Annotated in this window: 11 protein-coding genes; 4 read left to right on the plus strand and 7 right to left on the minus strand. The window is 52.7% G+C overall.

The annotated features are described in order from the left end of the window. The first annotated feature begins 183 nt into the window (after positions 1-183). A complete protein-coding gene (locus P8N76_04475; protein MDG2380906.1) occupies positions 184-3,570 on the plus strand; it encodes an SdrD B-like domain-containing protein in 3,387 nt (1,128 codons plus the stop codon). A 636-nt stretch (positions 3,571-4,206) separates the two neighbouring features. Here the strand turns inward: P8N76_04475 and prmC are convergent. From prmC to P8N76_04510, 7 genes are all read right to left on the minus strand, one after another. Beyond that, entirely contained in the window at positions 4,207-5,088 is an 882-nt protein-coding gene (gene prmC, locus P8N76_04480) for a peptide chain release factor N(5)-glutamine methyltransferase (GenBank protein MDG2380907.1), read from the minus strand. 48 nt (positions 5,089-5,136) lie between these two features. Continuing rightward, a complete protein-coding gene (gene prfA, locus P8N76_04485) occupies positions 5,137-6,210 on the minus strand; it encodes a peptide chain release factor 1 (GenBank protein ID MDG2380908.1) in 1,074 nt (357 codons plus the stop codon). Between the two features lie 108 nt (positions 6,211-6,318). Next, the gene (rpmE, locus tag P8N76_04490; protein ID MDG2380909.1) at positions 6,319-6,561 is read right to left on the minus strand and encodes a 50S ribosomal protein L31; all 243 of its coding nucleotides are present in this window, start codon (positions 6,559-6,561) and stop codon (positions 6,319-6,321) included. 85 nt (positions 6,562-6,646) lie between these two features. Further along, positions 6,647-7,123: a YcxB family protein gene (locus P8N76_04495; protein ID MDG2380910.1), complete on the minus strand. Its 477-nt coding sequence runs from the start codon at positions 7,121-7,123 to the stop codon at positions 6,647-6,649. 352 nt (positions 7,124-7,475) lie between these two features. After that, positions 7,476-8,225 (minus strand): hypothetical protein, encoded by a 750-nt coding sequence (locus P8N76_04500; protein ID MDG2380911.1) that lies wholly within the window; start codon positions 8,223-8,225, stop codon positions 7,476-7,478. A gap of 232 nt (positions 8,226-8,457) precedes the next feature. Next, positions 8,458-9,591, minus strand: a complete 1,134-nt coding sequence (locus P8N76_04505) for an LptF/LptG family permease (GenBank protein MDG2380912.1) — start codon at positions 9,589-9,591, stop codon at positions 8,458-8,460. A 152-nt stretch (positions 9,592-9,743) separates the two neighbouring features. Beyond that, on the minus strand, positions 9,744-11,060 hold the full coding sequence (locus P8N76_04510; protein ID MDG2380913.1) for a PLP-dependent aminotransferase family protein: 1,317 nt from the start codon (positions 11,058-11,060) through the stop codon (positions 9,744-9,746). Between the two features lie 223 nt (positions 11,061-11,283). On the opposite strand from P8N76_04510, the gene P8N76_04515 reads away from it, so the two are divergent. The 3 genes from P8N76_04515 to P8N76_04525 are packed head-to-tail and all read left to right on the plus strand — an operon-like array spanning position 11,284 to position 13,865. Beyond that, positions 11,284-12,084 carry a ComF family protein gene (locus P8N76_04515; GenBank protein MDG2380914.1) on the plus strand — a complete coding sequence of 267 codons (801 nt, stop codon included), beginning with the start codon at positions 11,284-11,286 and terminating at the stop codon, positions 12,082-12,084. Beyond that, on the plus strand, positions 12,081-13,043 hold the full coding sequence (locus P8N76_04520) for a DUF502 domain-containing protein (protein MDG2380915.1): 963 nt from the start codon (positions 12,081-12,083) through the stop codon (positions 13,041-13,043). Before P8N76_04515 ends, P8N76_04520 begins: the two co-directional genes overlap by 4 nt. 27 nt (positions 13,044-13,070) lie before the next feature. Then, positions 13,071-13,865, plus strand: coding sequence for a sulfite exporter TauE/SafE family protein (locus tag P8N76_04525; GenBank protein ID MDG2380916.1), 795 nt, complete (start codon positions 13,071-13,073; stop codon positions 13,863-13,865). Positions 13,866-14,070: the final 205 nt, after the last annotated feature.

Genomic DNA, 14,070 nt, shown 5'->3' on the forward strand with positions numbered 1-14,070 from the left:
AAGACCGAATGTTGTGATTATGGGGCAAGTGCGGCGTTTCTGTGTTGTGGGTAGCGCTTGACTAATTGGGGAAGTCTAGCGATCAGCTGACCGATATGTTTTAACGATCGTCTTCTAAGTGACCCTTCGAAGCACACATCAGACGCTCAATTGGATTCATTTAGCAATTAGGAAGCACCCCCCATGTTATTTTCCCTCCGCACTTTCACGGATACTTTCCGTCCTCAAACTGGTAAACGAATTCGACGCCGCCACCAACGGAGCTTATTGGTGGAAACGCTTGAGCATCGACGGGTGTTGGCCTGTCCGACTGCCACGACGCCTACGATCGCTGGGATTGCGTTTGAGGATTTCGATGGTAGTTCAACACCGTCACCAGGTGAGGAATTGGCAGGTGTGGAAATTGAGTTGTATCTCCAAGCCGGTAGCCAGTTTGTAGAAAGTAAGACGACCGCTGCGGACGGTAGTTATTGCTTCGAGGGGTTGGAGTTTGAGTCCACCTACTTTGTTCGCCAACCACAACAGACAGTGAACGGCTCGAATCTGTCACTGCAGCAGAGTCCTTCGATACAGCCTGGACAGTTCGGAGTAATGATCGACACTTTCGAATCGGTGCAAAAAGTGGATGCGTCGCCAAATGCACCGATCGAGGATGCGTCGGGGATTATTGCTCTCCCCTCAGGTAGCGCGATTGGGGATCACAGGAAGATCATCGCGAACTTGAATACGGGTGCTGGAGCAGTGACACTCTCAATTAACGAATTTGGGAGTGAGACCATGCAATACAACTCTACTGTCGGCGTGACGGGGCGTGGCGCTGTTGTCTGGGATGGCACAGAGACTCCCGATAACGAGATCGTAATGGGATTAAACGGTTTGGATTTGACGCAAGACGGTAAGAACACCGGCGTCGCCTTTGCGATCGGGGCATTGGTCGCAGGAAGTCGAGCAACGGTTAGTCTGTATGAAGGAAGCGTAAATAACGTCTCATCTGCGACCTTTGAAATACCAGAAATTGAGGGCGGAACCGCGTCTGAATATCAGTTTGTTCCCTTTAATACGTTTAGCGATGGTCAGGTATCACCCTCGGACGTTGACGCAATTCGGTTTGTTATTGATTCCAGCGACTCGCTATCGAACCAGATCGAAGTTGATCGGATGGGGGCCAATGGTCCCAAAATTCATGATTTTGCCAACATGCCGGAAGCCGATTTATCGGTGACGAAACAAAATCAGGGATCCTCCGTTCCCGGTGAAACGGTTGAGTATGTGATCACCGTGGCCAATGCGGGGCCGAGTGCCGTGACCGGGGCCCAAGTGACCGACGACCTGCCTGCTAAGTTGACTGCCATCTCTTACACGAGTGAGGTTGTTGGTACTGCATCTGGTAATACGCCAACTGGTAACAGCAACATCAATGATGCAGTCAACATGAATTCGGGGAGTTCGATTATCTATACCGTCGAGGCGACGATCAATCCAGACGCGAGCGGTGATCTGTCGAATACCGTCACCGTCGAGGCACCGGCAGGTGTTGTCGATCCGGATCCATCGAATAATACTGCCACGGTGCAAAATCAACTGAATCCCGAGGTCGATCTACAGATCACGAAAGCTAACGGAGTGGATTCATTAGTTCCCGGATCGCCGGTGAATTATTCAATTGTCGTGACCAATGCGGGACCAAGTCATGTCTCCAATGCAACGGTGACTGATACATTCTCGAATCAGTTGACCGGCGTGACATACACGAGCAATACCACGGGAACTGTCAGTGGAAATACGGATGACAGCGGAAATATTCAGGACACGGTGACGATGTCACCTGGAGCGACGATTACCTATCTGGTCAATGCTACGGTTGAGTCCACTGCGACGGGCTCGTTAAGCAATACGGCGACCGTTACGGTTCCGCCTGGATATGTTGACCTGAATCCCTCAGACAATACAGCGACTGATACGGATTCGTTGGACCCGCAAGTTAATTTGATCGTCACCAAGGTGAGTAGTGACACGGTGGTCGTGCCGAATCAAGACCTGACCTATACGATCACGGTTCGTAATGAAGGTCCGAGCACGGCTACGGGTGCTCGGTTGACGGATCTATTTCCAGCCTCCGAACTGACGTCGCTTACTTACACCAGCGAGGCTTTTTCAGGCGCGTCTGGCAATACGCTGACTGGAAATGGCAATATTGACGACAGCTTAATTCTGCCACCCTTGTCGCGTGTGACCTACTCTGTCGATGCCACTGTGTTGAGCAGTGCAAGTGGCCAAATTGAGAATACTGCGACAGTTGATCCTCCCAGCGGAACGACAGAAATCAATCCGGATGACAATACGACGACCAACACGATCACGGTTACGCCTGTCTATGATCTATCGATCTCGAAATTAAGCTCCGAGGCTACCGCAGTTGCTGGAGAGGAAGTGGTCTATACGATTGAGGTCCAGAATTCGGGTCCCAGTGAGGCGATGGGTGTTGAAGTCACCGATCTGTTTCCCTCAACCTTGTCGGATGTCACCTACACCAGTCAGGCATTGGGAGGTGCAACGGGAAATCGATCGAACGGTCAAGGCAACATTAACGATACGATCAACTTGCCTGCCAATGCTTCTGTTACGTATACCGCGAGAGGGATGTTGGCATCCAGTGCGACGGGGAATTTGATTAACACGGCTAGGGTTACTGCCGCTGACAACCGTCCCGATGGAGATCCTAACAATGATTCTGCAACGAGGGAATTGCCGATTCGTTTGGAAGCCGATCTGACGATGTCCAAGACGGTGAGTCAGGATGTCTTCGAGCCTGGCGATGATGTGGTTTATACACTGGTTGTTACCAACGAGGGACCGAGTGATGTCATGGGGGCTACCGTGGAGGATATCTTCCCTGACGGGAGGGTCGATGAACCGGCCACGTTCCTTAAGGGGCTCGTAGGGGTGACTTATACGAGTCAAGCGGAAGGCGGGGCAACAGGCGATACCCATGGGTCAGGTGACATTAACCAGGTTGTCAATATGCCAGCGGGAAGTTCTATCACGTATACGGTTGATGCGACGGTCAGTCCCTTTGCCATGGTATCCGTGACGAACACGGCAACCGTTGAAGTTCCCGAGGGTGTGATGGAGCTGAATCCCGGTAACAACTCTTCCACCGTTACCAACCGAGTTGAGGTCACGCTTCGAAGCATTGAAGGCTTTGTTTTTGTTGATCTGAACAACAACGGCCAACGTGATTCAGGCGACCCCGGGATTCCCGGAGTGGAAATCGCTCTTGATGGGGCCGATGTGTTTCAGAGGCCGGTTGAAGAGAAGACCAACTCAAAGGATGACGGTTCGTACGCGTTTAATGATCTCATGGCGGGTCGCTACACGATTACTGAAACTCCGCCCGAGGGCTTTCCTGATGGTTTTCCTGTCATGGGCAGTGGAGCGGTTTTTGATCCTGCCATCACAGACCACGTGTTCAGTGATCTCGTCTTGGGTGAAGCGAAAAGCGCGACAGATTATGATTTCAGACAACTGCGTCCTGATTTCTCGAAACGCAATTATCTCGCTTCGACCTAACCGGCTCTTCAACTCCTGTTGCGGAAGCTTGACGGCTGCGGGGATTTGGCAAACTGAACGCGCGAACCCGAGGTGTTTCGGTTTGTCTTACCGATAGAGTCGCCGAAAAGGTTGGTGCGCTTCGTCGCACCTCACGCTGCGAAAAGTGAAAAAAATGCCCGTTTTCGCGTTGCTCAAATCGGTCTGGCAAAAAGCTAACTTGTCTTTTTGCCGTTTTCTGCGACTATGACAGTAGTTGTTCGTGTTAACGCAACGCGATGGACTGAAGGCCCGCGTGAGCATCCGTCTCTGGTTTGGATGCCGCGGGAAGGTCCGAATTTAGAAAGGAGGTGTTCCTTGGAATGTTTCTGTAGTAGCCAGCGAGGTGGCCTTGCCTAAAACGGCCGGCGGGCTGTTTTAGGCAGCCAACATCGCAAGTGGCCCTACTTGGTCCGCTTGAAGCTTCGGCCTGGGCTCCCTCGTGGGGCTCAGGCCATTTTTGTTTCGTACGTGCGACGGCAAATTCTCTAAGAATGATTTGGCTGATGGAGAACCGTCTGCCTAATTTTTATCGTGCTTATTCTTTTTCCAACGCTGGTTAATTGCCCCCTTCGCTGGGCTTCTGCACTACGGGTTGCAGTTCGCTCGACAGCCCTACTATTTGTTTTGCACACGAAGCACTCTTGGCTGTCGGGAAAGATCATTCATCAGTTCGGCATTTTTCATGCCATCTGCGTTTTGTGCGATTCTCAAAACCGAGTCAGCGATAATCGGACTCAATTCCGAGATGAGCCATCCATCGCGGACGAGCCGTTGAGAAGATTCCACAAGTAATCGCTGCAGGATTTCTTCTCCGGTAGGTCCAGCGAACAATGCTGTGTGCGGCTCCTGATCCACCACATCATGCGGCAATGAAGATTTTTCGCCGAGACCAATGTAGGGAGGGTTTGAGATGATGTAGTCAAATTTCTGATCAGCGTCGATCGTCGCGAAAAGGTCGCTTTTGACCAGTTGAACTCTCGAATTTAACTGATGACGAGCGACGTTTTCTCCGGCAACTTCCAGAGCATTCTGTTGAATGTCGATTGCGACCAGTTTTGCGTTAGGGAGCTGAGTTGCGGCTGCACACGCCAGATTTCCACTGCCTGTACCCACGTCCGCAATCACGAGCGGATCATCCTGTCGACCTGCGGTCTTGATCAAATCCAACAGTGTGATCAAAACAAATTCAGTTTCTGGACGCGGGATCAAGACTGCGGGAGTGACGCGAAAGCTCATTGAATAGAATTCGCGCAGTCCTACCAAATAAGCGACCGGGGTGCCTTCCGCCCGACGCTTGACCAACTCACGATAGGCTTGTCGTAAACTTTCTTCCGCAGGATCCTTGAAGGCGGTGTAGAGTTCGATGCGGTCGCATTCTCGCGCGTGTGCCAGCAATACCTCGGCATCCAATCGTGCACTCGTCGAGCCGTGTTGTTTCAGATAATCGGTTGTCCACTCGAGGATTTCCCCGATTGTCCAGGAAGTAGATTGTGACATGGTCAAAAAAATCCTGAACATTGCGGAACTGAAGTCGCGTTGCCTCGTTCAGTCCAGCTGGCCCATCGAAGTCCTCAACTCCTGTCTGTCGTGTTCGATCAGTGCATCGGTTACCGGCTGGAGTGCGCCGGCCACGACTTGATCTAGCTTGTAGAGAGTGAAGTTGATGCGATGATCGGTGAGTCGATTTTCGGGGAAGTTGTAAGTGCGGATGCGCTGGCTACGATCGCCAGATCCGATCAGGGTTTTCCGTTGGTCGGCACGACGTTTCGCCTCTTCCTGTCGCTTGCGGTCATAAAGCCGCGCCTTGAGTTCTCGTAACGCCTTAGCCAGGTTTTTGTGCTGACTTTTTTCGTCTTGGCATTGCACGACGATCCCCGAGTCATAGTGGGTGAGCCGAATGGCCGATTCGGTTTTGTTGACGTGCTGTCCGCCCGGACCACTCGCATGGAATTTGTCGATCCGATAGTCGTCCTGATTCAAATTGATATCGACATCTTCCGGTTCCGGCATGACGGCAACGGTTGCAGCCGACGTGTGAATCCGCCCTTTGGCTTCTGTCTCTGGCACCCGCTGGACTCGATGTCCTCCGCTTTCGTATTGGAGTTCTCGAAAGACACCGCTGCCCTCGATGGCCAGCACAATTTCTTTGAAGCCACCCAATTCGGTTGGGTTGGCGCTCATGATCTCAGTTTTCCAGCCCTTACCCTCACCAAACTTTTTGTACATCAGAAACAAGTTTCCGGCGAACAAGGCAGCTTCGTCACCGCCAGTACCCGCGCGTATCTCCATGACGCACCGTGTTCGATTGGCATCTTCGCCACCGATGGTTTGATCAAGTAAATCCTGCCAGATTGTCTCGCGTTGCTCTTTGAGTTCTGGGATTTCTGCTTCGGCCAATTCGCTCATCTCTTCGTCGTCGCTGGCGGCTAACTCTTTTGCCTCCTCGATCTCCGAATTCAAACCCTTGAACTTTCGGTAGATCGTGGCAAGTTTGGTGAGCGAGCCGTGTTCCCGGGCGATGGCCGCCAGTTTTGCCGAATCGGCAAGAACCTCAGGATCGGACATTTTCCGCTCGAGTTCTTCAAATCGATCGAGCTTCTGGTCGAGCATCTGGCGCATGGGGTTTCGCGTTCATGCAAGAAGGATGTAGGGACGATAGATTCCGTTCCAAATCGAGAGCGCAGCGAGCCGATGCTGGCTGCGGGCCGACGAGCCTGGGAAAAAGGGCTACGACTTGGCTTTCTTCTTTCCCTTTTGCAAGCTGGCGTAGGTTCCGTTGGCGAATTTGGTCTGGAACTTTTCGATTCGGCCGGCGGTGTCGACGTACTTCAGCTTACCGGTGTAGAAAGGGTGGCAAGCGTTGCAAATGTCGACTTTGAGTTCCTTCCGCGTGCTACGCGTCTGGAATGTGTTCCCACAACCGCAGGTGACCGTCGTGTCGAAGTAATCCGGATGAATGCCGTCTTTCATTTGATTGATTCCTGATGGCTGACACGAGCCTCGGTGATGGTAATCGGGCTAATACCGGACCAGTCCGGTGTCAAAGCCCCGTATTTTACCGTCGAGTACATTTGACGGCAAGCCGGCTCGAGAATCGCGAGTCACGTATCGGTTTTGCCGGATCCGAGTCATGGGGCCGAGTCATGGGGCCGGTACGGCGGCTGCGAAAAACGGCCGTATTTGAGCAATGAAAGCGCCGAATTCGGCTGGTATTTGCAAATTCGCGGCGGGCAAGCACGAAGGCCGTGACGGATGATAAATAAAGGAAAGGGTAGTCCGAATCGCTGTCGATCCGTTCGATTCCGTGCCAGTAAGTCAGCGATTTACCGGCTGCAGTTTGCACGTTCAGGCGGCGGTGAGAGATTTGAAGTCGATGAACCCCCAGCAAGCCCACTTGATCGCGAGGCAGTTTGCGGATTCGAGCCCGATAAAGCCCGGGGAACGTCATTCCGTAAAACAGGCCGAGTGTCACGACACCGATCGCTCCGCAACTTCGGGGAGATATTTGCCAAACGGCGAGTCCTATGACCATGAGGCTGCCAGTTATTGGGGGCCAATGCCGAAGGTCGTCTCTTCTGGCAGCGACTGTATGCAAATAGTGGTGTCGTGTGAACGCGAGCAAATCGTCGGCTCGCATTTCCTATGGGATCATTCATTGATCGCCTTGAAGCACAAGCCGGCCCGGTAGAGGCGGGCGATACGGAGGGATTGTCGTCAAACCCAGAGGGTGAAGTCATGAGCAGTGCGGCTCGATAACAAAACTATCGCATGAAGTCTGCGTGCTTAATCTCGTTGGGGGAGGGAGTGAGTTCCACAAAAAACTCGGCAATCGCGAGAGGGATTTCGCCATTGCCGAGCAGGATCGTAAGAGTGGACAGCTGATGCTAGGCGGACTGTTGTTCCAGTTGTTCGCTAAGCTTACGGACTGCCTCTTTCAATTCCTTCATCTCTTCCCGTAACTCTTGCACGGCTGCTCGACCACGATTGGGGCTGGCAGAGACGGGTCTCGACGGAGCCCGTTCAGGGCCACGTCGACCCCGGTTCATGCTTCGCTCCGAACGCTCCGAACGCGCCGAACGCGCCGAACGCTCCGAACGCGCCGGGCCACCTCGTCGTGCCGAGCCACGACCCTTGTTACCTCCGGGGCGTTGAGCCATTCGAGCGGAAGGCCCTCGTTGGCCGCGATGTGCGTCACGAGACGATCGTTGACGGCCTGCTTGTCTTCTGTCACCACCGCGACGAGCCCGATTGGATTGATTCCAGTCGCCTTGATTGCGTTGTGCCCAAGGGGGGCCGCCGTCATGACCACGCTCCCGACGCATCTGCATTCTTTCCCGAATCTTCTCGACTTGTTCTTGGGAAAGATTGCCAAACGGAGGGCCTGACTTGCCACGACGCATCGCCGGGGGGCCGCCGGGTCCCGTGCGGTGTGAACCTCTTCCGTTGTGCTTGTTCGCTTGTTTTTCGTCGCGATCGCCTTTCTCGGCGGTCAGTAAAGTGGACTCGGAATCAACCGCATTGGTTTCAGTGGTCTGTTCGTCTGTCGATCGTTGGTCGTCTTCGTTGGCGTTTGCTGTGGAGATACAACATGCAATCAAACCCGCTCCGATCAGTCCGTTCATCAGCCTTTTCATAGTCTTTCTCCGTATCGAATTCTCTCGGCGAATGACGCCTCACGGTTGGTCATGCCTAACCCCAGGGCATCTGAAGATCCAAACCTATTCGGTTTTGGTTGCGATAGTATTAGAAACACCGATCGATCCTCTAGGTTTCGACCAATATGATTCTTTTTTACCGGAACTTGCTGGCGACACGACTTTATGCCGGATTTGCCACCCGACACAAGGGTTCGGATCAATGTCGCGGTCATCGTCGAAGGGGATTCGATGAGGCTACGGCCCAAGGTACGAACAACATCAGCGGGAGCCAGGCTGCAAGCGCTGGTGCGAGCAAGTAGTTCGCACCCAGATTTTGTGCTGCCAAAGTTACGATAAAAAAGATCACCACGATCGCCACACAAGAGCCGGCAGCGATGAACACGTTTCGACTCTCTTTGGCCAGGACCACGGGAAGGCCAAGGAATAACAAAGTCAAATCGAGCAGCGGTTGTACCAGACGGGAGTGAACGGCAACTCGAACGTCGGCGCCAAAGTTCATGCTTGGATTGGAAAGTCCCGTGATCAGGTCCTTGGTCGATGCAAATTGACGCCACGCTCTTCCGCCGGTCAGCTGTCCGAATGTTACGTCGCTAACGACGAAACATTGGGAAGGTTCGAGCCAAGGTGCATCGCGACGAGTATAAATCAAGGTTCTGCCGTCGTGACGGACGCCGTCGAGTTCGTCGATTTTTTTCGGGCTGGTGACTCCGTTGAGCAGATAGCCCGCGGGTAGCTCGGGAGTGGCTGGTTGACGATTGGCACTGGACGCAACCAGTTGGCGACTAAAATAGGACATGCTCAGCGGCAGTCGAAATGCCGGGTTGATGATCTGTCTTTCCTTCTCGATCCCTTTTTCGCCATCGATCAAAATGTCAGTCATGTGATCGAAATGGGCAGAGAGCGGCGTGGCCGATTCAGTTGTCCAGTCGCGTACTTTTTGGCTGAGTTCCTCGCGTAGATCGGGAATTACCAGTTCGCGATTTGCGATGCTGAGAACCGTTACGATCATTACCCCTGCGATCACAGGCCGTAAGATGCGCCAGCGGGAAAGGCCGGCTGCCATTAAAGCAGTCATCTCGTTATGTCGTTGGAGCCACGTGACCGTGAATACGGCCGAAATTAAGGCCACGATACGACCTATGAGGTCGAAGAACCACGGTACTCGAATCGCGTAGTAGCGGCCGAGCGTGATGAACAGACCACCGTGTTGATCGGAAGCGTCGATGAATTCATTCAGGTTGCCGACGAAGTCACCGACTACGTAAATTCCCGTCAAGCATAGAAAGCATAACAAAAAGACTTTCGCAAACACGAAGAAAACATAGCGATCGATCAAACGCATGCGAATCCATTCCTTGAGGAGATTCTCATCGGACAATTTTGACCGTGATTGTCATCGGTCAACTGTCTTCTCCCATATTCTCTGTTGGGTTGTCTGACTTCGCATCGAGCTGGAAAAATCGTCGGGTGGGTCTGCGAAGTCGAACAGCAAAACTAAACTTCTTGGATCGTTTGTGCAATCGCTCGCGCGAGTGCTTGCACTCCTTGTTCAATGCGTTCCGGTGTTTGGACGCCAAAACTTAGACGCAGGGTATTTTGCCGTGCAGGGATGCCTGTTTCGGGAAAGGAATACTCACCCGGTACGTAGATCACACCCTCTGCAATCGCGCGCTCAAATAAACGGCCCTCGAGCCCTGCGTCGATCTGCTCTGGAAGTTCCAGCCAGACATATAATCCGCCTTGCGGACGAATCCAGGTGACGTCCGATAGCGGTGCTAGCCAGCTGTCAGCCGCCTGCAGCATCGCATCTCGTTTTATTCGATAGGCTACGCGGATTCGTTCAATGTGAGCGTCGAGTAATCCTACCTGAAGCACGTGGTGCATTAAATGCTGATTGAAATTTGGGCTGCCAAAGTCAATATTGCCTTTTTGATTGCAGACAGGCTCCACTAAATCTGCTGGCAAAATTCCCCAGCCGACTCGAACCCCTGGCGAATAGCTTTTTGAAAAGGTGCCAGCTGCAATGACATGTTCCGTCGTGGGATCGTAATGAATCAGGCTGGGAGTATCGTCTCCCTCATATCGAAGTTCCCGATAGGCCAGATCATCCAGCAGATAAATATGATGATGAACGGAGAATCGGTGGCAGATTTCGACGATTTGTTGACGCCGTTCCGCCGCCAAGGAAACGCCTCGTGGATTGTCGAAATAGCTGATCAAATAGATCGCCTTGATGCGCGAAAGCTGTCCTTCACGTTGCCAATGCAACAAGCGATCTTCGAGTGCTTCGGGAATCATTCCTGCTTCGTCGGTTTCAATCCCCTCTGTTTGCACGCTCAGATTGTGAAGCGTTCCCATGAAAACAAAGTAGGTGGGCGAACTGCAGAGTACGACATCGCCGGGGTCCAACAAAGTCTCGGCGACCAACTGCAACAATTGGTTACTGCCTGCGGTCAACACTACCCGGTCAATGTCTAAGGGGGCTGCTTCTGCTTCGCTGAGCGAGTCTTGCACTTGAAATCGGTCCAAGATGGCTTCACGTAGCGGTGGGTAACCCGATGTGGTGCCATACTGAAGAGCCTCACGCAGTGCGTCCTGGTTGGCGCACATCGCTTGAAATGCATCCGCGGTAGCTTGGCATGGCAAGGACTGTTGGTCTACAAATCCGGCCGCCAGTGAGATCAGGGAGGGATTTGCCAGAGCATGCGACATGAGTTGGCTGATTGGTTGGCCGTGGGAAAGGGCCGCTCGTCGACTCAGTTGGCGAATTGGGTCCGGGCGCAAAACTTTTGAGCTCTTATTTTTCATCATTTCGCAGCAGATCCGATTCTCCAAGCTTGAAAGCGAGGGAATTCATGAATGAGGCGATTTTTTCTGGAAACGGCTGATCCTCGTTATTTCGTGCCCGGCTGTACGCATTTGCTAAAATGCGGCTAGGATAGGGACAAACGCAGGCGGAGGAAGGTTCACCTTTGTGACCTACAATACAGGCTCTGAAAACTCGTGTCTTTGCCAATACGGCGTGGAATCCGGGATGCATCGACGATTCGGAGCGTTGCTCGACTTGTTATTTCCGCCGGTTTGCACGGTCTGTGACGCGCCGCTTGCTGCTGAATCAGGCCAACTGCAGCTATGTCCTCCTTGCCGCTTGCAGCTAATCAACAGAAAATCAAATGGGTTTTGCCGACGCTGCGGCTTACCTTACTCGAATTCTCAGCCGATGGGACTGAAATGTCCCAGTTGCCTGCGGGAGACTGATTTGCTGGATCGCATCATTCCGTTGGGAACCTATGAGGGAGAATTGCGACGAGCGGTGATTCGCGCCAAACGGATCAGCGAACGGCCTCTGGCGGCCACGATGGCGGTATTGCTAGCCGATCATCTGGTCCAGACCGTCCCCGCACCGTGTGCGGACGTTGTGATTCCTATTCCGAAGTTTTGGATGAAACGGCTTATGCACGGAGCAAATAGTTCTGAAGTTTTGGCGGATGTGGTCGGTCGTCGGCTGAAGATTCCAGTCGTTCCGACTGGATTGGTAGCCTGTCGGAAAACGAAGAAACAAAGCTTATTACCCGTGGCTGGTCGCCGCATGAATTTGAAGGGGGCCATGCGGGTTGGCTCGGGTTACGACTTTCGGGGCGAACGCGTGCTCGTCGTGGATGACATCATGACGACCGGTTCGACGGCGCGTGAAGCCGCACGAGTCTTGTATGAGAGTGGAGTAAGAAGTGTCATATTGGCGGTTTTGGCGAGAGCTACGGCTGAACGTCGGATGAAGATGAAGAAGCAAATAAGTGAGGTATCTCCTTGGCGAGATCGAGAAGATAAAGCATGACGAGCCGTTCCAAAAAATCTGTCTCTGTTTCTCGTGGTCGTCCTTTTCGTCGATCTGTTCTCCGTGGTTTGGCTGTTGTTTTACCTCCGTTATTAACCATCGTAATCTTGCTGTGGATTCTCAACACAGTGCAGGATTATGTGTTGACGCCGATTGAGATTGCGGCGAAACACGCGATTACGTGGGCCAACGATGAAACTCTCACTGTCGTGCCGGCGTCGGCCAAATTGGTCGGCGGTAAAGATCGCTCAAGCGAATTCATCTATGAGGGTCAGCAATTTATTTCGATTGGCGATAAGCAGTGGATCCCGCTTTCGATCTACCAAAGGGTTCGCCAAGATCCTGGGTTGGCAATGCCTGAAACCAGTGAGGGGTATTACCACCGTTTTATTGAGTTGACCTATCTGAAACGCTCGGTCGTATTGCCGGTTTTCATCTGCTGCTTTGTGTTGCTGTTGTATTTTCTAGGACGGTTTCTTGCCTATGGCATGGGCCGGTTTATGTACAACGCGATGGAGCTGATCATCAACCAACTGCCGATCATTCGTACCGTTTACACTTCAGTCAAGAAGGTGACAGACTTCGTTTTTAGCGAAAATGAAATGGAATTTAACCGCGTTGTGGCCGTTGAATATCCTCGGAAAGGACTCTGGTCGCTGGGGTTTGTGACAGGTGAGGGGATGCGTTGTATTGCGGAGGAAGCGGGGGAACCCGTGTTGAGTGTTTTAATGCCGACCTCGCCAATGCCGGCAACAGGTTTTACAATTACGGTGCGAAAGAGCGAAGCAGTCGATCTGGACATTACGATCGACCAGGCCTTTCAATTTATCGTGAGTTGTGGTGTAGTGGTGCCGATTTCACAACAGCATCATCAGATTGGTGAAAACGTGCAGGCATCCATCGATCAGCATTTGTCCGCGACCGATCTGGAGCGTCCGCAGATGGATGAGCTGTCCTAGCCCAAATGATCACTTTTGGATCGGGTGTTGGGGGGACGACTGTTCGATGCCAATCAAACCATGTGGGCACTTATTTCTGTGACGCCCGAAAAACTAATTCTGTGTGCCGTTTGCTTGGCCTTTGGCTCACTGGTTCAATCCGTTATTGGCTTCGGAATGGGTGTCGTGGCGATTCCCTTGCTCGTTTGGGGTGGCTTCAGCCTTCCTGAAGCAATTGGTATGGTGTTGCCGAATGTGCTGCTCCAAACGGCAATGAACTGTTGGCAGAATCGTCGGAACTTGCCTTGGGCTGATGTGGGAGTCATGTTTGCCTTGCGAATCGTCTCCATTCCGATCGGGGTGTTCGTCTTGCACTATCTGTCGGATTCGGGAGAAAACTTGACCCGACAGATCTTGGGTTTCGGTGTTGTCGGGATGTTGGTTGTGCAGCGATTGGCAACGCGTACGGAGATTCGTTTGCCCGATCAGGTTGGGGTTTTTCTAGCGGGAGTTACCAGCGGATTCTTCGCTGGGCTGATTGGGATGGGAGGCCCACCACTCGTCTGCTGGGTGTTGGGGCGGGGCTGGTCGACGGATCGTCAACGTAGCTTTCTGTGGTTGAACTTTCTATTCATCGTGCCCATTCAGATTCTTTTGATGTATGGCGCCTTTGGCTCTCGTCTCGCGGTTGCCATGTTGACGGGAACAACTCTCTCACCCTTGGTATTGGTTGTCGCGTGGTGGGGCGCTCGGCTGGGAAACTCACTTTCGAAAGAAAGATTGCGTTTGATCATGCAGCTGTTCTTGCTGTTGATTGCCGTGAGACTCATTTTTTGGGCTTAACGTGTCTGCCTGCCGGCGGCTCGATGTCGAGTCGGTTATCGAAAGCTAACAACCCCGCTCTAGGTGGCTCGGTCAATCGCGTCCGATCGTGTAACATAAGCGAGGATTTTGAATTGTGCTCCCGATCGCAACCAGCGTCGATCGAATACCGGGGAGATGGAATTCAATCAGCTCATGATCGAATTGAGAGAACTTTGACCAACCC

It is taken from the genome of Pirellulaceae bacterium (genome assembly GCA_029243025.1).
In the GTDB taxonomy this organism is placed as follows: Bacteria; Planctomycetota; Planctomycetia; order Pirellulales; family Pirellulaceae.

What these genes read in the sequence shown, in the direction of transcription:
- P8N76_04505 (MDG2380912.1), bottom strand. Translation starts at nt 9,591, where the DNA reads ATGCGTTTGATCGATCGCTATGTTTTCTTCGTGTTTGCGAAAGTCTTT.
- prfA (MDG2380908.1), bottom strand. Translation starts at nt 6,210, where the DNA reads ATGCGCCAGATGCTCGACCAGAAGCTCGATCGATTTGAAGAACTCGAG.
- P8N76_04510 (MDG2380913.1), bottom strand. Translation starts at nt 11,060, where the DNA reads ATGATGAAAAATAAGAGCTCAAAAGTTTTGCGCCCGGACCCAATTCGC.
- rpmE (MDG2380909.1), bottom strand. Translation starts at nt 6,561, where the DNA reads ATGAAAGACGGCATTCATCCGGATTACTTCGACACGACGGTCACCTGC.
- P8N76_04520 (MDG2380915.1), top strand. Translation starts at nt 12,081, where the DNA reads ATGACGAGCCGTTCCAAAAAATCTGTCTCTGTTTCTCGTGGTCGTCCT.
- P8N76_04515 (MDG2380914.1), top strand. Translation starts at nt 11,284, where the DNA reads ATGCATCGACGATTCGGAGCGTTGCTCGACTTGTTATTTCCGCCGGTT.
- P8N76_04500 (MDG2380911.1), bottom strand. Translation starts at nt 8,225, where the DNA reads ATGAAAAGGCTGATGAACGGACTGATCGGAGCGGGTTTGATTGCATGT.
- P8N76_04475 (MDG2380906.1), top strand. Translation starts at nt 184, where the DNA reads ATGTTATTTTCCCTCCGCACTTTCACGGATACTTTCCGTCCTCAAACT.
- P8N76_04495 (MDG2380910.1), bottom strand. Translation starts at nt 7,123, where the DNA reads ATGGTCATAGGACTCGCCGTTTGGCAAATATCTCCCCGAAGTTGCGGA.
- prmC (MDG2380907.1), bottom strand. Translation starts at nt 5,088, where the DNA reads ATGTCACAATCTACTTCCTGGACAATCGGGGAAATCCTCGAGTGGACA.